This window comes from Kitasatospora sp. NPDC059722, assembly GCF_042733235.1.
Lineage (GTDB): Bacteria > Actinomycetota > Actinomycetes > Streptomycetales > Streptomycetaceae > Kitasatospora.
In genome coordinates this window covers 29,084-53,777 of the sequence record NZ_JBHWGD010000028.1, presented here as the reverse complement: position 1 = coordinate 53,777, position 24,694 = coordinate 29,084, and the positions used below count along the sequence as shown (strand labels likewise).

Here is a 24,694-nt window from a genome sequence, read left to right as displayed (position 1 = left end):
GGGGCCCGGGGGGGCGGGGGGGGGGGCGGGGGGCCCGGCCCGCCCCGGGGGGGGGGCCGCGGGGGGGGGGGGGGGGGGGCGGGGGGCCGCCCCCCCCCGGGGGGGGGGGGCCGGCGGGGCCTGCGTCGCGGGTTACTGCGGCTCGACGGGTTCCTGGAGTTCGGTCACCCAGTGGGCCGGGTCGTCCGGGCACTCCAGGTAGAGCTCGCGGGCGTAGCCGGTGGAGCGGTAGCCGTTGGCCTCGATGAAGTGGGCCAGCTCCTGGAAGGCGCCCACCGCGTCGTCCATCGACCCGCGGTGGACGACCGTCGCCGCGTGGTCGAGCGCGGGCAGGTCGACCACGTCGAAGTCGTGCTCCCCCGCCCGCACCCCCGGCCCGACCGGGACCGCGGCGCGGACCAGCACCGCCCCGCCGCCCTCCGGGGCCTCCTCGTAGCGGGCCACGGCCGGGCCGGTCTCGGCCACCCCCGCCGCCGCCAGCCGGCGGCACAGCTCGGCGAACAGCGGGCCGATCACCGGCCCGATGTCCTCCGGCTGGTAGCTCGCCGCCACCGCGCTCAGTTCGGCCGCCCGGACGGACGGCACCGGCTTCACCACGACATCGTGCGTGGACATGGTCCCCTCGCTCTCGATCGTCCGGAGCCTCGCCCGCACCCGGGCCAGTCGCCGCGTGTCCGCCGCGATCGCCTCGGCCAGTTCGGCGCGCCGCAGCCGCAGCATCCCGCGCAGTTCGGCCGCGTCCACCTCCTCGTCCAGGACGGCCCGCACCTGCTGGAGCGTGAAGCCCAGCTCCTTGAGCGCGATCACCCGGTTGAGCCGGGCGAGTTGGGCCGCCTGGTAGAAGCGGTAGCCGCTGACCGGGTCCACCCGGGCGGGGTGCAGCAGTCCGATGGCGTCGTAGTGGCGCAGCATCCGCACCGACACCCGGCCGTGCCTGGCGAAGTCTCCGATGTTCAACATGGTGCTCCCAGTGCACGGCCTCCCACGGTGTCAGGGTCAAGCCCCGCTGCCCGCAAAACGCGAAGGCGGGTGCCGACTCGATGTCGGCACCCGCCCTGAGCAGGTGTTTTCCCCTACCAGCGGAGAGCGTGGGATTCGAACCCACGGTGACGGGTCACGCCACGACAGTTTTCAAGACTGTTCCCTTAGGCCGCTCGGGCAGCTCTCCAGGCGGAGGTCAGCCTAACGGGTCCGGCGGGGTTCGGTGCACACGGTTTCCGGGCGCCGGGTCAGCTCGGGGTGTCGCCCTCCCGCGAGCCGAGGGTGACCTTGGTGGTCATGGTCTGGCCGTTGCGCTGGTACTCGACGTCGACGGTCTCGCCGGGCTTGTGCGTCCAGATCCGGCTGACCAGGGCCGGGCCGTTCTCGATCGGGGCACCGTTGAGCTTGGTGATGACGTCGCCGGGCTTGAGGCCGGCCTTGTCGGCGGCGCCGCCGGGGGTGACGGCGGGCTGGCCCTGGATGTCGCGGGTCTGGATCTGCGCCCCGTCGCCCTTGTAGTCGTCGTTGCGCAGCACCTGGAGCTGCGCGTAGACCGGCTTGCCGGTCTTGATCAGGGTGTCGGCGACCCACTTGGCCTGGTTGATCGGGATGGCGAAGCCGAGGCCGATGCTGCCGGCCCGCCCGTTGGCGGAGGCGTTGGACTGGATCGCCGAGTTGATGCCGACCACGGCGCCGCTGGAGTCGAGCAGCGGGCCGCCGGAGTTGCCGGGGTTGATCGAGGCATCGGTCTGCAGGGCGTTCATGTAGGAGGCCTGGGCGCCGGTCTCGTCGCCGGAGGCGACCGGGCGGTCCTTGGCGCTGATGATGCCGCTGGTGACGGTCGACTCCAGGCCGTACGGCGCGCCGATCGCGATGGTGGCGTCGCCGACGTTGACCTTGTCGGAGTCGGCCAGCGTGAGCGGGCTCAGCTTCTCCTTCGGCGGGTTGTCGATCTTGACGACGGCCACGTCGTAGCCCTCGGCGCGGCCGAGCACGGAGGCGCTGTAGGAGGAGCCGTCGGCGAACTTGACGGTCAGTTTGCCGCCGCCGCCGGTGACGGCGGGCGCCACCACGTGGTTGTTGGTGAGGATGTGGCCCTCGGTGTCGAAGACGAAGCCGGTGCCGGTGCCCGACTCGCTGCTGTTCTGCGCCTTGATGGTGACGACGCTCGGCAGCGCCTTCTGCGCGATGGCGGCGATCGAGCCGGGGGCGGGCTCGTTCTTCTGGGTGTTGCTGGCCTGGATGGTGGTGCTGCGGTGGTCGTCCGCGGAGGCGACGGAGTTGCCGTTGCCCGAGACCGCCACGCCGACGGCACCGCCGGCGATGCCCGCCACGAGGGCGACGGCGGCGATCAGGGCGACCAGGCCGCCGCGCTTCTTGCGGGGACCGCCGGGGCCGGCCGGGCCGCCGGGGTAGTCCGCCGGGTAGCCGAGCGGGCCCGCGGGACCGCCGGGCGCACCGGGGGCGCCCGGGTAGCCGGGAATGCCGTGCGCGGCGGTGGTGTCGTGCCCCGCGCCCCAGCCGCCGAGCGGGCGGCCGGCGCCGAACGGGTGCTGGGCGCCGGGGGCGGCGTACGGGTCGTGGGCGCCGGCGGCGGGGACGCCGTGGGTCGGCGTCGCGTACGGGTTGGCGACCGGCGGCAGGACCGGGGCGGCCTCGCCGACGGGCGCGGCGGGCGCAGCCGGTGCGACGGGCGCAGCCGGTGCCGCGGCCGGGGCGACGGGCGCGGCCGGGGCGGGCGGCAGGACCGGCGGCGGGGCGTCGATGTAGCCGCTCTCGGCGACCGGCGCGACCGGCGCCTCGGCGGGCGCGGCGGGGGCCGCCTCGGGCGCAGCGGGGGCGACGGGCGCCGCCTCCGGGACGGGGACCTTGGTGAAGGCCATGGTCGGCTTGTGCCCGCCCTCGGCCGGCGCGGCGTCCGCCGGGGCCTCGGGCTCGGGCACCCGGCCGAAGGCCATGGTCGGCTTGTGCCCGCCGTCGGCCGGCGGGGCGTCCGCCGGGGCCTCGGGCTCGGGGATCCTGCCGAAGGCCATGGTGGGCTTGTGCCCGTCCGGAGCCGGGGCCGCTGCCGCGGCCTCAGTGCCCGAGGGCTGCTCCCCCTGCGGCCCGGTGGGCCCAACCTCGCGCTCGGTGCTCACGGACGACCTCCATAGCTGACAGAACCAAGGACCATAGTTTTTCGCACTGCCGATTCGATTGCCGTAAGGACCCCTCTGAAGAACTCATAAGAATCCTTAGGCGGGACCGACGCCTCCGCTCGACGACACGTTCCCGGCGGCGGCTCCCCCACCCCCGCCGAACGTCCCGCGATGCGGACCGCACGCCCCCTGGCCTTGGGCGTTCGCCCCGGTGCCGGTTAGCCTGTCGCTCCAAACTGACACGCGGGAGCTTGGACCTTCCAGGCTGAGAGTGCGCTGGTCGACCGTACGCCACGGGATCCCGGGCGGACCGTCGAGGGGGCGTTGACCGCCGGAACCTGTCCGGGTAATGCCGGCGTAGGGAGTATCGGCCATGCCGCCTGCTTCGCCATCCTCTTCTTCGGGCGCGCCCGAGTCCAAGGGTTTCTCCGAATCGTCCACGACCGGTCATGACGGGCCCGGATCCGGCGGGACCGCCGCCGCGACCGCGCTGCTGGACCGGCCGGAGAAGGCCGAGGCACCGCTCGTCCTCGACGCCGAGCCGCCGCGCACGCTGCGTTTCCGCGACCACTTCGCGCTGTGGATGAACCTCGGCGTCAGCCTGATCGGCTTCTCCACCGCCGCCACCGTGCTCGGCGCCCCGGGCAGCGAGCTGTCGCTGGCCGCCGCGGGCACCGCGATCGTGGCCGGCACCGCGGTGGGCACCGCGATGCTCGGCGTGGCCGCGCTGATCGGCGCCCGCACCGGCGCGCCGGCGATGGCGAACCTGCGCGGGCTGTTCGGCACCCGGCTCTCGTACGTCCCGACGGTGCTGAACATCGTCCAGTGCATCGGCTGGGGCGTGTTCGAGCTCCTGACGATCGCGGCGGGCGCGCAGACGGTCGCCCACACGGACAGCTACCGGTGGCTGTTCGTCCTGCTCGCGGGCGGGCTGACCACCGTGCTGACGATCTGGCCGCTCGGCTCGATCCGGGTGCTGCGGCGCTTCGTGGCGGGCGCCGTCGCCGTCGCGATGGTCTACCTGACCGTCCAGCTGGGCCGGCACGGCGTGCCCGACCCGGGCAAGGGCAACTGGCACGGCTTCCTGGGCGCCACCGACGCGATGATCGCGGTGTCGATCTCCTTCGTCCCGCTCGCCGCCGACTACACGCGGCACTCGCGCACGCCGCGCTCGGCGTTCTGGGGCAGCTTCTCCGGCTACACCGTCGCCCAGGTGTGGTGCTACGCGCTGGGCCTGATGGCACTGCTGCAGTCCGACGGCGACCCGAACAAGATCTTCGACTCCTTCCTCGGCGTCTGGGCGGGCTGGCTGTTCCTGCTGGTGCTGGTGCTGCGCGAGACGGACCAGTCCTTCGCCAACGTGTACTCGACCGCGATGTCGGTGCAGAACCTGCTGCCGCGGGCGGACCGCCGGGTGCTGTCCGGCGCGATCGGCCTGCTGACCACCGTGCTGGCGCTGCGGATCGACAAGTTCACCGACACGTACACCAACTTCCTCGGCCTGATCGGCTCGGTCTTCGTGCCGCTGTTGGCCGTGCTGGCGGTGGACTACTTCTTCGGCGCCGGCCGCAACGGCTGGAACCTCACCGCCGAGGCGCCCTCGCGCTGGCTGATGCTGCTGCCGTGGGTGCTCGGCTTCGCGGTCTACCAGTTCATCGCGCCGACCCCGGTGGCCGGCTGGTGGACCGACTTCTGGACCTCGGCCCAGGGGGCGCTGCACTTCACCCCGCAGGAGTGGACGTCGGCCTCGCTGTTCGCCTTCGCGGTGCCCGCGCTGGTCACCTGGGCGCTCACCCCGCTGAGCCGGCGCACCCCGCAGCACTGAGGGACGGCAGGCGAGGACGGCCCCTCGGGTTGGGACCGTCTTCGCCTCCGCGTCACCTGCTCCGCCTATCGTTGACGGCGTGACCAGCCCAGATCTGTCTTCGACGGCCCCGCGCACCGCGCCGTCCGTCCAGGTAGTCGCCCACCGCGGCTCCTCGGACGCCCTGCCCGAGCACACCCTGGCCGCCTACCGGCGGGCCCTCGAGGAGGGCGCGGACGCCGTCGAGTGCGACGTCCGGGTGACCGCCGACGGCGAGCTGGTCTGCGTGCACGACCGCCGCATCGGCCGGGTCTCCAACGGCCGCGGCACCGTCTCGGCGATGACGCTCGCCGAGCTGCAGGACTACGACTTCGGCGCCTGGAAGACCGGCCGGCCCAGCACCGACCCCGAGCTGCGCGGCGTGCTGACCCTGGAGCGGCTGCTGGAGCTGGTCGTGGACTGCGGACGGCCGGTGGACCTGGCGATCGAGACCAAGCACCCGGTGCGCTTCCGCGGCCGGGTCGAGGCCGAGCTGCTCCGGATGCTCGAACGGTTCAAGATCTCCGGCACCCGCGAGGGCGACCGCCCGTCCGCCCGGATCATGAGCTTCTCGTCGATCGCGCTGGACCGGGTGGCCGCCGCCGCGCCGGACTACCCTCGGGTGTTCCTGATCGAGCGGATGCTGCCGCTGCTCGGCCGGCTGCGGGAGGGCCGGCCGCTGCCCGGCGGGGCGCGGATCGCCGGGCCCGGCATCGACCTGGTGCGGGCCAAGCCCGACCTGGTGCCGCGGCTGCGCGAGCTGGGCCACGAGGTGCACGTGTGGACGGTCGACGAGCCGGCCGACGTGGACCTGTGCCTGGAGCTCGGGGTGTCGGCGATCATCACCAACAAGCCCGCGCAGGTGCTGGCGCAGCTCGGCCGCTGAGGGCCCCGGAGGGCCCACGGGCCCCACGGATCCCGGTGGGTGCCGACCGCTCTGTCGGAACCTGATCGCCGAACCCGACCGATCCGGTCGGCATTCAAACCTTCCGCGCACGTTTCTTGCCGGAAATCGTGCGCCGGCGCGACGGAGGGTGAGCGGGGAATGACCTCCCGCCCACCCTCGGTCGCGCTGCTCGAAATGGGCTCGCGGGATCGTCGCGCGGTCGTTTCCGACGCATTACCAAGGGGCATCCATCCCTCGGCATACGCTGAAGGAGGTCCGGGGGTGGCGTTGATGGTGGCGCGTGAAGTGCCGACTTCATCGACCATGGCAGTGCCGCACGGCCCAGCGAGTGTCGGGGTCGCACGGCGCCGACTGCGTCGAGATCTGGGTGATCGGCAGATACCGGAACCGGTCATCGATGATGCCGTACTGATCCTTTCCGAGCTGTTGAGCAATGCGTGCCGGTACGCCCGGCCGCTCGGCCCGCTGCCCGCGCTCGGGCGCGGCACCCTGGCCGAGGTCGTCGACCAGGTACTGGTCGGCGTCCCGTCCGGGCCGCATGCCGGTGCGCCGGCCGGCCGGGACGCGGAACAGCCCGGCGACGACGGCGGCGTGCTCGTCCGCTGGCAGATGCACGCGGACGGCGTGCTGACGGTGGAGGTCACCGACGGCGGCGCACCGACGCGGCCCGAGCCCGGCAGCCCCTCGCTGACCTCGCGCGGCGGCCGCGGCCTGGGCATCGTCGACCAGCTCGCGAGCGACTGGGGCGTGCGCGACGCACCCGGCGAGGTGACGGTCTGGGCCGCGCTGCCCGCCCGCGCGCGGCACGCCAGGCGCACCGGCGGTGACGCCCGCAGCGCCTGAGCGCCCCGCCCGCAGGCCCCGGGCGCCGCCGCCGCAGCGCTCCCGCCCCGGCGCGTGCCCGCGCGCCGGGAGAACGTCAGTAGGCTTCCCGGAGCAAAGGACCACCGTCCCCGGGAGAGCCGCACCATGGGCAAGAAGGCCGCCAAGAAGGCGCCGCAGCGCCAGTCCACCACCGCCGTCACGGGTGAGATCCCCGTGGTCGGGGCCCGCGACGACTGCCCGTGCGGCTCGGGCCGCCGGTACAAGGCCTGCCACGGCCGGGAGGCCTCGCACGCGGTGCAGGAGCTGGTGCACCGCCCGTTCGAGGGCCTGCCGGGCGAGGCCGACTGGGTCGCGCTGCGCGAGCTGGTGCCCGCCGCCACCGTGCCGCTGACGCTGGCCGCCGGAGTCGCCGGGACCGCCGTCGGCGAGGTGCCGTCGGTCACCCTGGCCACCGTCCTGCCGCTCGCCTGGCCGGCCCTGCGCCGCCAGGACGGCTCGATCCTGCTCGGCCTGCAGACCCAGTCCTCCTCGGGCGACCTGAGCCGCGACCTCGCGGACGCGCTGGAGCTGGCCCTGGCCGCCGAGCCGGGCAGCCCCGTGCCGGCCCGCCGGACCGTCCCGGGCGGGCGCCGCCTGCAGGACCTGCTGGACGTCACGGCGGACTTCACGCCCGCCGTGCACACCGGCTTCGAGTTCTGGCTGGAGGACGCCGAGACCGCCACCGGTGAGGTCGCCGCCTCGCTGGAGCGCGCCAACGCCTCCGCCATCCCGACCGAGAAGCTCACCAGTGTCGACGCCGCGTACTGGTGCGGCACCCCGGACAAGAACCACCTGCGCTGGGTGATGACCGTCCCCGAGGAGCAGCTCCTGGACGCGCTGGCCCGGCTGAACGCGGCCGGCGAGGCCTCGCTCGGCACCGACACCCGCCTGGTCGGCTCGTTCCGCGCGCACGGCCTGACCGTCCCCGTGTGGGACCTGCCGCTCGCCATGACGGCGGCCGACTGCGAGAAGCCCGCCGCCGGGTTCGCCGAGCGGCTCGCCGCCGTCCTCGCGGACCCGGCGCCGCTCACGGCCGACGAGCGACGCGCCCGCGCGAACCTGGTGAACCGTCAGGTCACCCTGAACTAAAGCGCGCAGGAACGAGGTGATACGCGTCACATTGTCGCCCTGAACCGCAATTTCCGGGCGTGGAGGGCGTCTTGGAAATTGGCGCGGACGCAGATCCTTGTTACTGTCTAAAGAGTCCGGTCGCTGGTGCATCCCCCGTCGCCAGCGGCCGGATCTTTTGTTTTTCCGGGCGGACGGCGCCGGACCCGGCCGATGACCGGCCGACGGGCCGCCACCGGACGGCCGGTCAGTAGGCCGAGCGCCCGCTGTCCAGCCGGACCGTCGCCTCCACCAACTCGCCCAGCAGTGGCCCGACCTGCGGCAGCCACACCCCGCCATCGGCCGCCCGCCGCGGCGCCAGCACCCAGCGCACCGGGCCCGCTCCCGCACCGGGCGGCAGCGGCAGGAAGCCGCCCGGCCCGTGGTAGTGCAACGAGCCCGGCACCCAAGGGAGTTGGGCGAGCATCTCGCCGAGCGAGTCCAGCGAGTACGGCGCCACCAGCAGCGCGTAGCGGCCCGGCATCGCCAGCACCGGCCCCAGTGGCAGCCGCAGCGCCCCCAGGTACGCGAGCGCGCGGGCCCCGGCCAGGGCCGGCAGGCTCACCGCCGACACCGCCCGACCGGTCGCCGCCAGCACCGGCGCGTCCGGGCTCTGCCGCTCCCACCACCAGCGCACCATCCGGGCGTCCGTGGTGGCCGCCAGCAGCGGCGGGTCGTGCGGGTGCGCGCCCGGCACCGGGCAGTCCGGGTCGCCGCACGAACAGCGCCCGCCGGACAGCACCGCGCCCGGCACCACCGGCCAGCGGTGGTCGACGGCCGACTCCAGGGCCGCGGTCAGCCGGGCGGACCGGGCCGCGGACCGGCCCCTCGGATCCTCACGCATGGCGCTCGTTCCTTTCCCTGACCGCTCGGTTCGCTCCGGGGCCGCCGTCCGTCCCGGGGCCGCGTCCGCCGGACTCGCCGCACGGGCCGCGGCGGCGCGGACCGGGGGCACGCGGCGGGCGGGCGGTACGGCGGACGGCGCGGCGCGGACGTGGAGCACGGCGTGGAGCACGACATGAGAGGGGCCGCGCACGGGAACAGCCCTCGGAACGAGAATCGCGTATGCGCCCGGATGGACGCCGCCCGGGCGCGCTTGGTTCCACCGTACGAGTGAGTGACATCCGGCCAGCGCGGCATCCGGGCGGCGAAAGCATACGATCCGGACGGCCGCCGGGTCCGTCCCCACGGTTCTGCCCGCTCCCGGGCCGCTCCATTCCTCCCGGCCGGAACGGCGCGCGTACGAACCGGACGCGCCCTCCGTCCGGGTCGCAGTGGAGGGGGAACCGGCCACCGGCTCGTCCCGGATCTGGACATGCCCCAAATGGCCTGTGTAGAAGTGGTGCCATTGCTGTCGATCAATGACGAGTAGTAGCGATTCGAGGCGAAACGCGCCCTTCGGCCGCGCTCGCCCCCACATCGGCCGTCCCTGGGGGTTCCGCATGACACGTAGCACCGCGTCAGGAGTGCCGGCATGACCGAGACCCACCCGTCGTCGACGCCCAGTTCACCCGCAGCGCCGGCCGAGCCGGGCTTCACCGGCGGGCTCTCCGTCCTCGACCCGCTCGTCGACCAGCCGGGCCTGCCCGGTCCCGCCGAGGCCCAGGACGGTGCGGCGGAGGCCCTCACGGCACCGTCCACCGGGGTGCAGGACCGTTTGGCCGGACGCCTGTCCGATTTCACCAGCCTGTACGAGCACACCGAACGGCTCGCCCGCGCCCGCGGCCTCGACGCCACCCTGGCCGCCGTCCTGGCCTCCGGCGCCGACCTGCTCGGCGCCGGCCGCGGCGTCCTGGTCACCCGGCAGCCCGGCGGCGGCCCCGGCCAGCCGCTCGGCCTCGGCCTCGACCGCGCCAGCCTCGGCGCCCTGGAGACCGTCCCCTTCGAGCAGAGCCTGCTTGCCCGCCTGCTGCGCGACCGGGACCGGCCCGAGCGGCTGCACTCCCCCGACCTCGCCGAGGACCCGGCCACCGGCGCCCGGCTGCGCGAACTCGCCGCCCACCTCGGCCTCGGCGGCTGCTACGGACTGCCGCTCGCCACCGAGGAGGACGGCCCGCTCGCCGCCGCCGTCTGGTTCTACGACCGGCCCGCCGAACCCACCGAACGCCAGCGCGAACTCGCCCACCGCTACTGCCGGTTCGCCGCCCCGCTGATCGCCGGGCAGCTGGCGGCCGACAAGGTCAGCCGCACCACCGAGGCGCTGCTCCGCGGCCTGCTGCCCGACCGGCTCCCCCAGCCCGCCGGGCTGCGGCTGGCCGCCCGGCTCGTCCCCGCCGGCCTCGACCGCTCCAACGGCAGCGACTGGTACGACGCCATCCCGCTGCCCGACGGCACCGTCGGCCTCACCGTCGGCTCCGTCTCCGGCGACGGCCCCGGCGCGGGCCCCGGCTCCGCGCCCGGCGCCGCCGCCGCGATGGGCCGCGTACGGGCCGCGCTGCGGGCGTACGCGGTGCTGGAGGGCGAGGACCCGGTCTCCGTCCTCGGCGACCTCGAACTGCTCCTGAAGACCACCGAGCCCACCCGCAGCGCCACCGCCGTCTACGCCTGGATCGAACCCGACGAGCGCCGGATCACCCTGGCCGGCGCCGGGCACTGCCCGCCGATCCTGGTCAACCGGCACGGCGCCGAGTTCGTCGAGACCTCGCTCTCCGCGCCGCTCGGCATGCTCGCCTGCTGGGAGGCCCCCGGCGTCGAGCTCACCGCCGAGCGCGGGGACACCCTGCTGCTGTACACCGAGGGCCTGGCCCGCCGCTGCGGCCCCACCCTGCACGCCGGGCAGGCCAACCTGCGCCGGGCCGCCGCCGACGCCCCGCGCGACGTGCGGATCGACCCCGACCGGCTCTGCGCCCACCTGCTCGCCGCCTGCCCCGGCCGCGAGGGGGCCGACGCCGCCACCGACGACCTGATGCTGCTGGGCGCCCGCTTCGAGTAGACCTTCCGGCCCCGAACGAGTGGGCGACCGGGCGTCCGTACCATGGGACGCACGGCCGCCCACGTGTGTCGCGATCCGACATCCCCCACGGGCGGGCCGCACCACCCCCAAGGAGGCGTTGTACGTGACCGAGGACCGCACCCCGGCGGTGGCCGAGAACCCCGAGGCCACCGGCGGCGAGGAGCCGAAGCAGTTCAAGGGCCGCAAGAACGGCCTGTACTCCGAGGTCTCGGACGAGCTGGCCGCCTCGATGAAGTCCGGCTGGGCCGACACCGAGCTGCACGGCCTGACGCCCGTCGCCCAGGCCCCGTACGCCGCCGAGCGGCGCGCCCGGCTCTCGGCCGCGTACCCCGGCGAGCGACTGGTGATCCCGGCCGGCAACCTGAAGGTCCGCGCCAACGACACCGACTACAACTTCCGCGCCGCCAGCGAGTACGTCCACCTCACCGGCGACCAGACCGAGGACGCCGTCCTCGTCGCCGAGCCGACCGGCGACGCCGGCCACGAGTTCGGCCTCTACCTGCTGCCCCGCTCCGACCGCGACAACGGCGAGTTCTGGCTCGACGGCTACGGCGAGCTGTGGGTCGGCCGCCGGCACAGCCTCACCGAGCAGGAGCAGCTGCTCGGCCTGCCCGCCCGCGACGTCCGCAAGGCCGCCGACGAGCTCGCCGCGCGCGCCAAGGACTCCGCCGCCCCCACCCGGCTCGTCCGCGGCTACGACGAGGGCCTGGAGGGCGCCCTGGGCGAGTTCCTCGACGCCGACAAGGACGCCGAGCTCAAGGAGTTCCTGAGCGGCCTGCGGCTGGTCAAGGACGCCTGGGAGATCGGCGAGCTGCGCGCCGCCTGCGACGCCACCGTCAAGGGCTTCACCGACGTCGTCCGCGAGCTCGGCCAGGCCGTCGCCACCTCCGAGCGCTGGATCGAGGGCACCTTCTGGCGCCGCGCCCGCGTCGAGGGCAACGACGTCGGCTACGGCACCATCGCCGCCGCCGGCCCGCACGCCACCACCCTGCACTGGGTCCGCAACGACGGCGACGTCCGCCCCGGCGAGCTGCTGCTGCTCGACGCCGGCGTGGAGACGCACACCCTCTACACCGCCGACGTCACCCGCACGCTGCCCATCGGCGGCCGTTTCAACGACCTCCAGCGCAAGATCTACGAGGCCGTCCACGACGCCCAGGAGGCCGGCATCGCCGCAGTGCGGCCCGGCGCCCGCTTCCGCGACTTCCACGCCGCCTCGCAGCGCGTCCTCGCCGAGCGCCTGCTCGCGTGGGGCCTGCTCGACGGCTCCGTGTACGACGTCGAGAAGGTCCTGGAGCTGGGCCTCCAGCGCCGCTGGACCCTGCACGGCACCGGCCACATGCTCGGCCTGGACGTCCACGACTGCGCCCACTCGCGCCGCGAGGAGCACGTCGACGCCCTGCTGGTGCCCGGCATGGTCCTCACCGTCGAGCCCGGCCTGTACTTCCAGCAGGACGACCTGACCGTCCCCGAGGAGTACCGCGGCATCGGCGTCCGCATCGAGGACGACATCCTCGTCACCGCCGACGGCAACGAGAACCTCTCCGCCGGCCTCCCCCGCCGCGCCGAGGACGTCGAGGCCTGGATGGCATCGCTCGCCTGACCCGCACGCACGAGGGCCCGGCCTCCCCCTGTCGTTCGGGGAGGCCGGGCCCTCGCGCGCGCTACTTGGCGATCACCTGCAACTGGAGGGTGGTGCCGCCGGAGACGGTGTAGCTCTCAGCCACGGGCGTGGCGAGTCGCGCGGTCAGCGAGAAGGAGCCGGGGGTGTCCTGGGCGGCCAGCTTCAGGCGGTAGTTGACCGTGGTGCTCTGCCCGGGATCCAGGTCCACGGGCAGCCCCGTCTGGAGCGAGGAGTAGGAGTCGAGCATCCGCACGTCCATCGGCTTCCAGTCCGCCCCTTCCTGGCGTTCCAGCGTGCCCTGCAACGGCTGCCCGACAGGTGCGGCGTAGGAGTCGTAGAAGACCACGGCCTTCGCACCGGAGACCTTGGCGCTGCCGGTGTTCTTGTAGGTGACCGAGAACTCGACGGGAGTCCCGTCGTTCGGCACCTGCTGGCCGGGCTTGAGGCCGCTCACCGAAACGCCGACGCTCTCCGAGTAGGGCGCGACGTGGCCGCTGACGTCCAGGCTGTTGACGATCGTCATCAGCCCCTGCTGGTAGTCGTCCTTGAGCCCGATCGCGGAGACGAACACCTGGTCCTTGGGCAGGGCCCACAGCTGGGCGGTGAAGGACGAGGTGCCGCACGAGTCCTGCCACTGCGACTTCCGGGCCGGACGGCCGGACACCGTGGGCGTCGTCCTGGTCGGGGCGTGGCTGGTGACCTGCTCGCCCGCGGCGGGCACGTGCGGGTTGCCCCAGACCGGGCAGAACGGCTGGTGGGCCCAGCCGCCGGCGCGGTCGAGGTCGGAGGTCGACGGCCAGCTCATCGAGTCCGTGTCGAAGACCGTCACGTCCACTCCGTAGGGCTGGCAATCCCGGCTGGTGGCGTCCTGCGGAGCCCCCGGGCTCAGCAGGCAGAGGTGGTAGCTGGCCGGGTCGTCGGAAGCGATCCGCCAGCCCGCCGGGACCTTCAGCTTCACACCGCGGAACGTGTACGGCGTCGCCGGGCCGGTGGTGGCGCCGGTGGCCTTGTTCGTCGGAGTGGGGGACGACGACGGGGTGTCGTCGGCGAGGGCCGCGGCGGTCTCCGGGGCGTCCGGGGTCCCGGTGTCGGTCGGGGTGGCCGTCTCGGACGGGGTGGCCGTGGGGCTGGGGGTCTCGGTGGGCGTCGCCGCGGGGGTCGGGCTGGGGGAGGCCGACACCGTGGCGGCCGGCGGCGCGTGGTCGTGGTCGGCCACGGGGTTCCCGTGCAGCGTGACCACGCCGACCGCCATCGCGGCGGCCAGGCCGAGCAGCGGGACGGTGACGGCGTAGACCGGGCGTAGTCTGCGGATCCGGCGATTGGGCGGGGCCGCGGGGCGCAGGTCGTGCGCGGTGATCAGGGACGTGCGGGCGGTCATCGCCTCGCGCAGCAGCCGTTCCGTCGGGGTCTCGGCCGGCCCGTCGCCGTCGCCGCCGATCCGGCGGGGGAACTTGTCGGTCATCGAACCTTCTCCAGGTGCTTTTCGAGAGCGTCCAGGGCCCGGCTGGCGGTGGACTTCACGGCGCCCCGGGACAGGCCCAGGGTGTCGGCTATCTGCGCCTCCGACATGTCCGACCAGTAGCGCAGCACCAGCACCTCGCGCTGGCGGGGGGTCAGTTCCTGCAGGGCGACCAGCACGCGCCGGTGCTCGTCGTTGAGCACCGCGTGCTCCTCGGCCGACGGGGCGTCGGTCTCGTGCGGCGGCACGTACTCACGGGCCGTCTTGCGGCGGCGCAGCATCGAGCGGGCGCCGTTGACGACCGCCGTGCGCAGGTAGCCGAGCGCGTTGTCGAGGTCGTCCAGTTCCTCGCCGTGGCGCTGGTAGAGCTGGGTGAAGGCCTCCTGGACCACGTCCTCGGCGAGGTCCTGGTGGTCGACCAGCAGGACGGCCATCCGGACCAGCCCGAGCCGGTGGGCGTGGTAGAGGTCGGTCAGGGTCGGCCGGTCCTCGGTACGGCCGCGTCCCCCGCGCAGCAGCCGGAAACCGGAGCGCCGCTGCACCGCCTGGTGCTCGGTGGTGGGGACGGCGACGGGCTCGCCGGCCTCCTGGGCACCGAACAGCAGGGCGGCCACTCCGCGGACGGAGAAACCACGCTTCCATGCCGGCGCGATGATCGGCCCGATGGCCATGGACATCTGCGTCTTCCGCTTTCCCCCGGGACGGTTTCCGGGCGTACCGGAACCGTCTGCTCACCTGATCTTGATCGAGATCGGCAAGATCCTCCCAGCCGCCACCGGCCTGGTGTTCTCCGCCCCCGTACCAATGGACGTGCGGGGGCGGTGGAGGTTGCAGGTGAGTTCCGAAAAATCCCGGCGCGGCCCGACGGACTAAACTCACCGACGTTCCACCACCCTTGAGCAGGGGGTTCGCATGACCCAGCACGACAACCCGCCGCAGGGCAGCACGTCGCAGGCCGCCGGGAGGACCGCGCCCGGGCCGGTCGCGGTCGCCATCGGGCGCCGGCCGGAGCCGGTGCACGACGTCGCGGTGTACGCGTTCGACGGCATGGCGCCGTTCGAACTCGGCGTGGCGGTCGAGGTGTTCGGGCTCGCCCGGCCGGAGCTGAGCGGCCTGCTGGCGGCGCCCTGGTACGGCCTGAAGGTGTGTGCGGACCGGCCCGGGACGGCGCTCGACGCGGTGGGCGGGTTCGCGATGGTCGCCCGGCACGGGCTCGACGAGCTGGCGGCCGCGGACACCGTGATCGTCCCCGGGGTGCCGAACGCCTTCGGCGGGGTGGTGTCGCCGGGCCTGGTCGCGGCGCTGCGCACGGCGCACGAGCGCGGCGCCCGGATCGTCTCGATCTGCTCGGGCGCCTTCGCCCTGGCCGCCGCCGGCCTGCTCGACGGCCGCAAGGCGACCACGCACTGGCGCTACGCCGAGCTGCTCCAGCAGCGGTACCCGTCGGTGGAGGTCGACCCGGACGTGCTGTACGTCGACAACGGGGACGTCCTGACGAGCGCGGGCAGCGCCGCCGGGATCGACCTGTGCCTGCACCTGGTGCGCCGGGACCACGGCGCGAAGGTGGCCAACACCGTGGCCCGCCGGTTCGTCGTGCCCCCGCACCGGGACGGCGGGCAGGCCCAGTTCATCGAGGCGGCGATCCTGCCGGTCGACGAGGAGGACGACGGGATCGCGCGCAGCATGCAGTACGCGATGGACCACCTGGCGTCGCCGCTGACCGTCTCGGCGCTGGCCGGGGCCGCCCGGATGTCCGACCGCTCGTACCTGCGGCACTTCACCGCCCGCAACGGGACCAGCCCGATGCGCTGGGTCGTCACCCAGCGCATCGCGGCCAGCCTGCCGCTCCTGGAGTCCCCTGAGGGGACGGTCGAGGAGATCGCCGCCGCGGTCGGCTTCGAGAGCGCGGCGACGTTCCGCCACCACTTCGGCCGGGTGATGCGCACCTCGCCGACGGCCTACCGGCGGGGGTTCGGCCGCGGGGTGGCGTGAGCCCCCGGCTCAGTCCTCGGCTCGGCCTCCCGGCTCAGCCCTCGTGCCGGGCCGCGTTGGCCAGGATCGCGTCGTGCAGCCACTGCGCGAGGCCGGGCGCGATCTTCTCGTAGGTGTCGGTCCACCGCGGGTCCCCGACGTACAGGCCGGCCAGGCCGCGGTGGATGGTGAAGGTGCAGTCGTAGAAGTTCTGGCAGATGTGCTGCCGGTGCTCCTCGGCGAGGTCCATGGCGAGGGTGCCGTCGGCGGGCTCGCCGGCCGCCACCGCCGCGGCCAGGCGGCCGTTGAGGGCGGTCATCTCGGCCTGGATGCGCTCCCAGTCGGCCTTGCCGTAGGCGCCGGTGCGGCGCTGCGACTCGGCCCAGGCCTCGGTGTCGCCCCAGCGCTGCTCGGCCTCCTGCTCCCACTCCTCCTTGTAGTCCTCGCCGAAGATCTCGAACTTCTCCTCGGGGGTCAGCTGAACGCCCATTCTCCGTGCCTCCATGGCGTGTTCGACGGCCGCGGCGAGTTCCTGGAGGCGCTTGATCCGGTCGGTCAGCAGGCTGTGCTGCCGCCGGAGGTGCTCGCTCGGGCTGACCGAGTCGTCGTCCAGGATCGCCGCGATCTCTTCCAGGGGGAACCCGAGTTCGCGGTAGAACAGGATCTGCTGCAGCCGGTCGAGGTCGGCGTCCACGTACCGGCGGTAGCCGGCCCGGGTGCGGCCCGCGGGGGACAGCAGTCCGATCTCGTCGTAGTGGTGCAGGGTGCGGACGGTCACCTTGGCGATCCTCGCCACGGCGCCGACCGAGTAGCCGTCGCTGTTCATGCGGGGTGTTCCTCCCTTCGTGCTGACTCGACACTCGTCTCTCACGTCGCGTGAGGGTCAAGCCGGAAGGGCCGTCGGGTTCCGCGCGGGTGCCCGGCGGGGACGTCAGTGCCCGGCGCCGACCAGGACGCGCTCGCGCCGACGGCCGAGCCGGCCGCGTCCGGAGCCGTGGCCGTGGCCCTGGCCCTGGTCGTCCGCCGACGGCCGCGGGCGGCGCGTCTGCTGGGTCGGCCAGAGCAGCACGTACGCCGTCGAGACCACGACGAAGGCGAGCCGGACGAACCCGCGCGCCGGATCGGACGGCAGGAGCAGCGTGCCGCCGTACAGCGAGGCCAGCGCGATCCAGCTCCACCAGGGCACCAGGCGCTTCTGCCCGACCGCGTCCCACAGCAGGGTGCCGAGCAGGATCGAGGCCGTGTAGTACGTGTACACGCTGGGGTCGAGCAGGACGCGGGCGTTCGCGCCGAGCAGCACGACGGCCGGCCAGCGGCCGCGCCAGACCGCGATGCCGCCGAGCCCGAGGCCGAGCGCGAACTGGGTCGGGCGGTCCCACCAGGGGGTGGTCGGGTCGGTCACGCCGAACCAGCGCAGCGAGGAGGCCGGCTGGTTGGGGATGGTGAACTTGGCGGCCGCCATGGTGTCCAGGTTGCCGAGGTAGAACGGCAGCCAGGCGACCGCGACCAGCGCGCAGAACCACAGCGCGGTGCGCAGCCAGGCGGGCCTGGGCAGGGCGAGGACCAGCGGGGCGAAGGCGATCGCCCAGGGCTTGGAGTCCACCGCGAGCGCCAGGAAGATCGCGACCTGGACGGGCTTGCCGCGGGCGAGCGCGTGCGCGGCGAGGGCGGTGAAGAACAGCGCCAGCACGTCGTCGAGGTGTGCGAAGCGGACCGACACCTCGACCCACATCGGGATGAACGCCAGCCCGGCGATCAGCACGCGCTGCTGGAGCCGGCGGTGGTTGGTGCCGGTGCCCAGGTAGTACAGGGCGGCGGTGCGGCCCACCAGGACCAGCATCACCAGGCCGAGCGCGGAGCTCACCGCCTCGGCGATCACCTGGCCCGTGTACGGCGAGAACGGCGCCGTGAGCCGGGCCGCGGCCAGGCTGACCGGGCCGATCTGCAGCTCGGGGTGGTGGGCGTAGAGCGACAGCCCGCCGTCGGGCTGACCGCTGAAGAGCAGTTGCTCGCCCTGGCGCAGGTAGTGCCAGGAGAAGCCGCCCTTGGGCTCGACCAGAAAGAACCAGAGCACCGTCCAGGCGACCAGCAGGACGTGGTGTCTGCGTACCAGCAGGCCCGCGATGCGTCCCGTGCCGGACTCGTAGTCGGTAGTGGTCCGTGCCGTGCGTGCTCCCCGCACCTGTCCCTCTCCCCGCCGGTTCCGCCCCCCTCCGGCCGGACATCCTATGTGACGGAGGAGTACCTTCCGCGCCGCCCGGGTGTCCGTCGGGCGGACGGACGGGCGGCGCGGTGGCACTCAGGCGGTGATCCCCCGAGGTCAGCCGCCGCCCGGCGCCGGGATCCGGCGCCGGGAGCGGCTGCGCGGTCAGCCCTGCTGGGCCGACTTGCGGCGGCGCAGCACCACGAGGGTGCCGATGCCGGCCACCAGGACGGCGCCGCCGGCGCCGGCGATGGCGGTGGTGTCGTCACCGCCACCGGTGGTGGCGAGGGCCTTGTCCGCGTTGTCGGCGGCGGCCTTGGCCTTGGTGACGGCGGCCGGGACGATCTTCGGCGGGGTGATCTTCGGGACGCTCACCGGGAAGTCGATCGGCTCCGGGGCGCCGGTGCTGCTGCCGGACGGGGCCGGGGCGGCGGTCGAGGCGGAGGCGGACGGCGACGCGGACGGCGAACCGGTGGTCGGAGCCGGGGTGGTCGGAGCCGGGGTGGTCGGCTGCGTGGTGGGCGTGCCGGTCGGCGTCGCGGTGGCCGTGGTGCTCGGCGTGGCGGTGGCCGTCGGCGTGTGGCTGGTCGTGGGCGAGCCGGTCGGGGTGGGCGTGTGGGTCGGCGTGTGGGTGCCCGTCGGCGACGTGGTGGTCGTCGGGGTCGGCTTGCCGGTGGGGGTCGGGGCCGCCTTCTTGATGGTGAAGCCGGCGCCGCGGATGCCCTCGCAGCTGAACCCGCCGTTGTCGGTCGGCAGGTGGCTGTCGTCGTCGAGCGCGGCGGCGAACACCACCGGGACGACACCGGCCTTGCCGAGCGGAGCGTCCCCGGTGAAGGAGACCCGGACCTTGATCGTCAGGTTCTTGCCGTGGTTCACGACCAGCAGGGCGTCGTCGGAGGGGTTCCCGTCGCCGTCGACCTGGCCGAGCAGGATCAGGGCGGCGGAGTCGTCGCCGTCGCCGCCGCCGGGCGCGACCGCGCCGGTCTGCCAGCCCTCGCCGGGCAGCTGGTACTCGACCTTGAAGTCCTTGGCCTTGAGCGAGCCGGCCTTGTTCTTGAACTTCAGGAACGGGTAGAAGACGTCGTCGTGCTTGGACGAGTTGTCGATCTTGTAGCTGAACTCGCGGGCGTCGCCGCCGGCGATGAAGGTGTCCGGCACGCCCTGGAGCGAGAGACCGAGGAGCTGCGCCGCCGTCTTCTCGGCCGACGCGGCGGCGGACGGGGCGTCGGTGGCACCGACGGCCATGGCGCCCTGGGCACCGGCCAGCACCATCGAGGACGCGAGCGCGGCGGCGCCGGCGAGGGCAAGAGTGCGACGTATCGACAAGGGAGACCTCACGGGAGAGTCCGGGCACGCCCGGAGGCGCGGTGGGGCGCGGCGGAGCGCGCCGCGATCCCCCCGCGAAGCTTGAAAGTCCGACGGAGACTACCGAACGATCCAGCCACTTCGGAAGGCAGGTGTCACGCTCCGTCCCGTACGACACACGGAGCCTGCCCGAATCGTCCAACTCCGTCACCGGACAAGGCTTTTGTCTTTTACCAAAAGCACACCCGGCGTGACGGGTACACGCCTGGAGGACGGTACCGCACGGCCCTCCGTGGCGTGAATCCATCGGTCGGGCGCTCAGGCCCGACCGGGTGCGGAGCTCACTGCGAGAAGAAGGACTTCGCGGCGACCAGCGCCCGCTCGTCGCGCAGCACGTCCCCCGGCCGGGTGCCGTTGCCGAGCAGCGCGCCGCCCCAGCGCATGCCCATGTAGTCGGCGGTCAGCCGCAGCGCGCCGATCAGCGGGTCGGCCTTGTCGTCCTCGGTGGCCAGGGCGGTGACCGACCAGATGGTGCCGCCCGCCAGGCTCGTGCGGAACACCTTGTCGGGCAGCCGGAGCCAGGACGACCAGTGGTCGAGGTAGAGCTTCGCGCTGGTGGGCAGCGAGTACCAGTACAGCGGCGCGACGAAGACCAGGTCGGTGGCCTCCAACGTGGCGTCCAGCAGCGTCCGTTCGTGTCCGTGCGGCTCGGGGAAGGAGCCGTCCCCGGCGTGCCGGAAGTCCTCGAACGGCGGGAGCGGGTGGTCGTCCAGGCGCAGCCAGCGCTGTTCGGCGCCGGGCGGCAGGCTCGCCCCGGCGGCCAGGCGGGCGAGCTGCTCGGAGTTCCCGTCGGCGCGCGAACTGGCGACGAGGAAGAGGAATCTGCGCGGCGGCTCGGCGCCCGCGTGCTGGTCGTCCATCGGTGGCCCCCCGTTGCCTCGGTACCGCCCGGTCGGCGCGGTCCGTCGAAGTGGTGCGGAAGTGGTGCGTTCGCAGGCGCCAGCGCGCGGGCCGGGCCGGTTATTCCGGGGGCGTCCGCTCCGGTTCCGCCGGCGGGACGGGCCGGTCGGCCCACAGCCGGACCGGTTCGCGCAGGACGGGGTGCCACCGCGGGCCGAGGTCGGCGAGGCCGATCCGCTCGACGACCGCGCGGGAGGAGGCGTTGTGGTCGTGCACCCAGGCCACCACCGGCCGGTCCGGCGCGTGCCGGTGGGCGGCGTCGACGGCGGCGCGGGTCAGCTCGGTGGCGTAGCCGCGGCCCCAGTACGCCGGGTCGAGGCGGTAGTAGAGGTTCCAGAAGCCGGTGGAGGTCTGGAGCGAGGCGCCGCCGACGCCGACCACCGGGCCGTCGGCGCCCGGACGGGCCGTCCAGTAGCCCATGCCGTCGGACTCCCAGACGTCGACGGCCCGTCCGATCCAGGCGCGGGTGGTGCCCTCGTCGAGGTGCCGGCCCTCGGGGGCGTGCCGCCAGGTGCGGGGGTCGTGGTTGATGGCGTGCAGCGGCGCGAGGTCGGCCGGGCCGACGGCGCGCAGTTCCAGCCGTTCGGTGCGGACCAGCCAGGGGGCTGCGGAGCGGTCGTCGGCGCTGCGGGTGGACGTCACGCGCGGATCGTAGGCGGGCGCGGCACGGCCCGGCACGTGGTTATCGGCCGGCGGCGCAGGTGGCGACGGGACCTCGGTCGGGCAGGCCGGCGCGGCGGCGGGCGACGGCCGCGACGGCGGCCCAGTCCTTGTCGCCGTCCCCGTGCGCGAGCGCGTCGAGGAAGGCGTCCCGCAGGACGCTGCCGAACGGGAGGGGCACGGTCGCGGCGGCCCCGGCGTCGAGCGCGAGGCCGACGTCCTTGAGGCCCAGCGGCAGCCGGAACCCGGCCGGCTCGTAGCGCCGCTCGGCCACCATCGCGCCGTACCCGCCGTAGACCGGCCCGGGGAAGAGCGTGTTGGTGATGAGCTCGACGAGGTCGGTCGGCCGGACGCCGTGGGCCTCGGCCAGGGCGCACGCCTCGGCCATCGACTCGATCGCGCAGGCCAGCAGGAAGTTGACACTGATCTTGGTGGTGTTGGCCTGGCCCGGACGGTCCCCGAAGTGCCAGGTCCGCTGCCCCATCGCGGCGAACAGCGGCTCGGCGCGCGCCAGCAGCGCGGGATCGCCCGCGGCGAGGATGTTCAGCTGTCCTGCGGCGGCGACCGGGGGCCGGCCGAGGACGGGCGCGGCGACGTAGCCGATGCCGTGCCCGGCGTGCGCGGCCTCGGCCCGCTCGGCGAGGGTGAGCGAGACCGTCGCCATGTTGACGTGCAGGGTCGCCCGCGCGCCCGACAGCAGGGCGGGGTCGAGCAGCAGCCGCTCGACCGCCTGGTCGTTGGCGAGCATGGAGACCACCGTGTCGGCCGCGAACACCTCGGCGAGCGTCTCCGCCGCCTCCGCGCCCTCGGCGACCATGGCGGCCACCGGCTCGGGGGAACGGTTCCAGACCCGGACGGCGTGGCCGGCCCGCAGCAGGCTGCCCGCCATGCCCCGGCCCATCGCACCCAGCCCCACGAAGCCGACCGTCGTCCCGGTCATCGCGCACTCCCAATCGCCGTCGCCCCGGCCGCGCGCCCGCGCCGCCGCACCCCGGCCGACTGTACGTCAGCCGAGCTCAGGCGCAGGCGCGCTCCGGCAGCCGCACCGCCCGGCCGCGCTCCAGCTGGGTGAGCACCCGGTGGCGCAGCAGCTCGTACTGGGCCTGGAGCCGGCCGTGCCGGGCCGGGCGGGAGACCGGGCGGCCGGGGCCGACCAGTTCGTCCGGCCCGAACTGCTCGCGGGTGAGGTCGATCTCGACGCCGGGGGCGAAGCGGTTCCACCAGTGGAGGTCCGTCCGGACCCCGCCGGCGTACACCTCGCCCATCATCAGCTCGCCGCCGATCAGGTCGTGCAGCACCATCGCGGTGACGCCGCACTGGCCGCGGGCGGGATTGTCGGGACGCCAGTGGGCCAGGTCCTCGGGCGCACAGGTGTCGACACCCCAGGAGGAGCGGATCGCACGTTCGATGTCGTTGAGGGTCCACGCCGTCATACCGGGAAGCCTGCCACGCCCCACCGACAGTGGCACCGGCTTTTGACCGGTCCGCGCCCTGTACTGCAAGGACCCTCCCGATCTTCACCCGAACGAGGGGAAACGGAAACCCGCCCGCCCGGGTGTGCGGGGCGGGCGGGCGGTGCGTCAGGGGTACTTCCCCGTCCGCGGTGCCCAGGGCCGCGTCACTTCGCGAGCGCGGCGACCCCCGCCTGGGCGAACTGCTCGTCCAGGTCGCCGCTGGGCGCGCCCGCGACGCCGATCGCCGCGACCGGGGCGCCCTTGGCCTGCACCGGGGCGCCGCCGGCCAGGAACAGCGTGCCCGGGATGTCCTTGAGGTTCGGGGCCTGCGCCAGCCGCTTGGCCAGCTCCGAGGTCGGCGCGTTCCAAGAGACCGCGGTGTAGGCCTTGCGCACGGCCGACTCCGGCGACTGCGGGCCGGCCGCGTCACCCTTGAGCAGGACCCGGGTGACGCCGTCCCGGTCGACGACCGCGACCGAGACGTGCTGGCCGGCCTTGGCCGCCGCGTCCAGGGCGGCCTGCGCGGCGCGGGTGGCGGCGTCGACGGTCAGACCCGTGCTCTGGGCCAGGTTCCTGTTCTGGGTGTCGACCTTCACCGCGGCCGGCGCGGCGGCCGGGGTCTCGCTCGTGTCGGCGCTGGCCGAGACAGCGCCGACGGTGGCGGCGAGCGCGGCGGCGGCGAGGGTACCGGTGAGGACTCGGGTGCGCACGGAGATCTTCTTCATCGGGGTCCAGCTCCTCGGGGACTGCGGGATCGGGCTGTCGGGGATCCGCGGGTTCGGGTGGGGGCCGCGGGTTCGGGTGGGGGCCGCCGGGCGGCGGGGGGACCCGTCCGGCGGCCGTGCTTCGATCCTCCGGCCGGAGCGGGGCCGGCCACATCGGCGGTCCGGCGCGGCCGCGCGGGCGGGTCGGCGGACACCGGGGTCAACCGATCGGCTGATGCGGGACCGGGCCGGACGGGTCACCATCGAGGGATCGGCGCAGGTCAGCGCGCCGCCCGTGACCACCGACCAGGAGCCTCCCGTGCCGCACCCCCGCGCCGCAGACGACGCCGTCGTCGCCGAGGGCGCCGAGGGCGCCGAGGGCGCCGACGCGCTCGCGGGTGCGGACGCGCTCGGGAGCACCGCCGGCGACCCGGACGCGGGCCGGCTCGCGCTGCTGCTCGACTCCGCCTTCCTCCTGCTGCTCGTCGCCTCGCTCAGCCGCTACCTCACCCACCACGCCGGCAGCCCGCGGATCCCGTGGGTCGTCGGCCTGAGCGCCGCCCTGGCCGCCGCCCAGCCGGCCGGCTCCTGGCTCGCGCACCGCCGCCCGCCCGCACCGGGCCGGCGCCGGCTCTGGCCGTTCGCGACGGTGGTCGCCCTCTGGGTGGTGCTGGTGCTGCTCGCGCCGAGCTTCGCGTGGTGCGCCGTCCCGTTGGTCTACACCGCCCTGCGCACGCTCCCCGCGCGGGCGGCGATCCCGCTGGTCGCGGCGCTCACCCTGCTGGTCGTGATCGCCGAGATCCGGCTGCCCGGCGGCGCCGACGCGACGCTCGTCCTGCTGCCGCCCGCCGTGGCGGCGCTCGCCACCGGCGTCTTCCTCTTCATGGCGCGGCAGGCCGCCCGGCAGCACGCGCTGATCGCCGACCTGGTCCGCACCCGGCGCGAACTCGCCGCCACCGAACGGCGGGAGGGCACGCTGGCGGAGCGCGAGCGGCTGGCGATGGAGATCCACGACACCCTCGCCCAGGGCCTGTCCAGCCAGCAGATGCTGCTCCAGGCCGCCGACCGCACCTGGGACGCCGACCCGGCGACCGCCCGCGCCCACGTGCGCACCGCCGCCGACGTCGCCGCCCGGAACCTCGCCGAGGCCCGCCGCTTCGTCCACGACCTCGCACCCGCCGAACTCGCCGACGGCCGCCCGCTGGACGAGGCGCTGCGCGCGCTGGCCGCGCGCGAGTCCGCCGAGAGCGGCCTGCCGGTCCGCTTCCACCTGGACGGCGCGCCCGTCCCGCTGCCGGCCGCCGTCCAGTCCGCGCTGCTGCGGATCGCCCAGGGCGCGCTGGCCAACGTCCGGGAGCACGCCGGGGCTTCGACGGCGGCGATCACGCTGTCCTTCCTCGGCGACCAGGCCGTGCTGGACGTCGCCGACGACGGCCGGGGCCTCGACCGCGGGCGGGGGGGCGCGCCCCCCCCCCCCGCCCCGCCCCGGGGGGGGGCGCGGGGGGGGCGGCGGGGCGGGGGGGGGGGCCCGCGGCGGGCGGAGCGCTGCGCCCCCCAACGG

The 24,694-nt window shown here is 74.5% G+C and carries 21 protein-coding genes, 1 tRNA gene and 1 riboswitch; of the genes, 8 read left to right on the top strand and 14 right to left on the bottom strand.

Translation table 11 applies throughout. From position 1 onward, the window contains the following. Positions 1-132: 132 nt before the first annotated feature. From ACFV4F_RS19630 to ACFV4F_RS19620, 3 genes are all read right to left on the bottom strand, one after another. The gene (locus ACFV4F_RS19630; RefSeq protein ID WP_380442798.1) at positions 133-960 is read right to left on the bottom strand and encodes a MerR family transcriptional regulator; all 828 of its coding nucleotides are present in this window, start codon (positions 958-960) and stop codon (positions 133-135) included. 120 nt (positions 961-1,080) lie between these two features. Beyond that, a tRNA-Ser gene (locus tag ACFV4F_RS19625) sits at positions 1,081-1,168 on the bottom strand. Between the two features lie 61 nt (positions 1,169-1,229). Continuing rightward, entirely contained in the window at positions 1,230-3,119 is a 1,890-nt protein-coding gene (locus ACFV4F_RS19620) for a S1C family serine protease (RefSeq protein ID WP_380504006.1), read from the bottom strand. 233 nt (positions 3,120-3,352) lie between these two features. After that, positions 3,353-3,500: riboswitch (TPP riboswitch) on the top strand. Between ACFV4F_RS19620 and ACFV4F_RS19615 the strand changes: the two genes are divergently transcribed. From ACFV4F_RS19615 to ACFV4F_RS19600, 4 genes are all read left to right on the top strand, one after another. Further along, positions 3,493-4,944: a purine-cytosine permease family protein gene (locus ACFV4F_RS19615; protein ID WP_380504003.1), complete on the top strand. Its 1,452-nt coding sequence runs from the start codon at positions 3,493-3,495 to the stop codon at positions 4,942-4,944. It overlaps the preceding riboswitch by 8 nt. Before the next feature lie 79 nt (positions 4,945-5,023). After that, positions 5,024-5,848 carry a glycerophosphodiester phosphodiesterase family protein gene (locus ACFV4F_RS19610; protein WP_380497685.1) on the top strand — a complete coding sequence of 275 codons (825 nt, stop codon included), beginning with the start codon at positions 5,024-5,026 and terminating at the stop codon, positions 5,846-5,848. A 447-nt stretch (positions 5,849-6,295) separates the two neighbouring features. Next, complete coding sequence (locus tag ACFV4F_RS19605) at positions 6,296-6,712, top strand: ATP-binding protein (RefSeq protein WP_380442790.1); 417 nt, start codon at positions 6,296-6,298, stop codon at positions 6,710-6,712. Between the two features lie 126 nt (positions 6,713-6,838). Continuing rightward, a complete protein-coding gene (locus ACFV4F_RS19600; RefSeq protein ID WP_380442788.1) occupies positions 6,839-7,822 on the top strand; it encodes a DUF5926 family protein in 984 nt (327 codons plus the stop codon). Positions 7,823-8,048: 226 nt separating this feature from the next. Here the strand turns inward: ACFV4F_RS19600 and ACFV4F_RS19595 are convergent, their stop codons facing one another. After that, positions 8,049-8,684, bottom strand: coding sequence for a bifunctional DNA primase/polymerase (locus ACFV4F_RS19595; protein ID WP_380442786.1), 636 nt, complete (start codon positions 8,682-8,684; stop codon positions 8,049-8,051). 630 nt (positions 8,685-9,314) lie between these two features. Between ACFV4F_RS19595 and ACFV4F_RS19590 the strand changes: the two genes are divergently transcribed. Both ACFV4F_RS19590 and ACFV4F_RS19585 read left to right on the top strand, forming a co-directional pair. Continuing rightward, the gene (locus ACFV4F_RS19590; protein WP_380504000.1) at positions 9,315-10,772 is read left to right on the top strand and encodes a PP2C family protein-serine/threonine phosphatase; all 1,458 of its coding nucleotides are present in this window, start codon (positions 9,315-9,317) and stop codon (positions 10,770-10,772) included. Positions 10,773-10,896: 124 nt separating this feature from the next. Beyond that, entirely contained in the window at positions 10,897-12,396 is a 1,500-nt protein-coding gene (locus ACFV4F_RS19585; RefSeq protein WP_380442782.1) for an aminopeptidase P family protein, read from the top strand. Between the two features lie 61 nt (positions 12,397-12,457). Here the strand turns inward: ACFV4F_RS19585 and ACFV4F_RS19580 are convergent, their stop codons facing one another. Both ACFV4F_RS19580 and ACFV4F_RS19575 read right to left on the bottom strand, forming a co-directional pair. After that, on the bottom strand, positions 12,458-13,879 hold the full coding sequence (locus ACFV4F_RS19580) for a hypothetical protein (RefSeq protein WP_380503998.1): 1,422 nt from the start codon (positions 13,877-13,879) through the stop codon (positions 12,458-12,460). After that, positions 13,876-14,553, bottom strand: coding sequence for an RNA polymerase sigma factor (locus ACFV4F_RS19575; RefSeq protein ID WP_380442778.1), 678 nt, complete (start codon positions 14,551-14,553; stop codon positions 13,876-13,878). The genes ACFV4F_RS19580 and ACFV4F_RS19575 overlap by 4 nt, the downstream gene beginning before the upstream one ends. A 235-nt stretch (positions 14,554-14,788) precedes the next feature. Between ACFV4F_RS19575 and ACFV4F_RS19570 the strand changes: the two genes are divergently transcribed. Next, the gene (locus tag ACFV4F_RS19570) at positions 14,789-15,868 is read left to right on the top strand and encodes a helix-turn-helix domain-containing protein (protein WP_380497678.1); all 1,080 of its coding nucleotides are present in this window, start codon (positions 14,789-14,791) and stop codon (positions 15,866-15,868) included. Between the two features lie 34 nt (positions 15,869-15,902). On the opposite strand, the gene ACFV4F_RS19565 is transcribed toward ACFV4F_RS19570, so the two are convergent. The 8 genes from ACFV4F_RS19565 to ACFV4F_RS19530 all read right to left on the bottom strand — a co-directional run bounded on the left by ACFV4F_RS19565 (position 15,903) and on the right by ACFV4F_RS19530 (position 23,154). Then, positions 15,903-16,673, bottom strand: a complete 771-nt coding sequence (locus tag ACFV4F_RS19565; RefSeq protein ID WP_380503996.1) for a MerR family transcriptional regulator — start codon at positions 16,671-16,673, stop codon at positions 15,903-15,905. Positions 16,674-16,778: 105 nt separating this feature from the next. Further along, positions 16,779-18,029, bottom strand: a complete 1,251-nt coding sequence (locus tag ACFV4F_RS19560) for a hypothetical protein (protein WP_380497676.1) — start codon at positions 18,027-18,029, stop codon at positions 16,779-16,781. Between the two features lie 186 nt (positions 18,030-18,215). Then, on the bottom strand, positions 18,216-19,376 hold the full coding sequence (locus tag ACFV4F_RS19555) for an LPXTG cell wall anchor domain-containing protein (protein WP_380503993.1): 1,161 nt from the start codon (positions 19,374-19,376) through the stop codon (positions 18,216-18,218). A gap of 320 nt (positions 19,377-19,696) precedes the next feature. Next, the gene (locus ACFV4F_RS19550; RefSeq protein ID WP_380442769.1) at positions 19,697-20,275 is read right to left on the bottom strand and encodes a flavodoxin family protein; all 579 of its coding nucleotides are present in this window, start codon (positions 20,273-20,275) and stop codon (positions 19,697-19,699) included. A 100-nt stretch (positions 20,276-20,375) separates the two neighbouring features. Beyond that, the gene (locus tag ACFV4F_RS19545; protein WP_380442767.1) at positions 20,376-20,957 is read right to left on the bottom strand and encodes a GNAT family N-acetyltransferase; all 582 of its coding nucleotides are present in this window, start codon (positions 20,955-20,957) and stop codon (positions 20,376-20,378) included. Between the two features lie 40 nt (positions 20,958-20,997). After that, the gene (locus tag ACFV4F_RS19540) at positions 20,998-21,915 is read right to left on the bottom strand and encodes an NAD(P)-dependent oxidoreductase (protein ID WP_380442765.1); all 918 of its coding nucleotides are present in this window, start codon (positions 21,913-21,915) and stop codon (positions 20,998-21,000) included. Positions 21,916-21,991: 76 nt separating this feature from the next. After that, positions 21,992-22,408 carry a hypothetical protein gene (locus ACFV4F_RS19535; RefSeq protein WP_329927198.1) on the bottom strand — a complete coding sequence of 139 codons (417 nt, stop codon included), beginning with the start codon at positions 22,406-22,408 and terminating at the stop codon, positions 21,992-21,994. Positions 22,409-22,593: 185 nt separating this feature from the next. Continuing rightward, positions 22,594-23,154, bottom strand: coding sequence for a heme-binding protein (locus ACFV4F_RS19530; protein ID WP_380442763.1), 561 nt, complete (start codon positions 23,152-23,154; stop codon positions 22,594-22,596). Between the two features lie 298 nt (positions 23,155-23,452). On the opposite strand from ACFV4F_RS19530, the gene ACFV4F_RS19525 reads away from it, so the two are divergent. Further along, the coding region (locus tag ACFV4F_RS19525; RefSeq protein WP_380503991.1) for a sensor histidine kinase at positions 23,453-24,694 on the top strand (1,242 nt) is incomplete at its 3' end.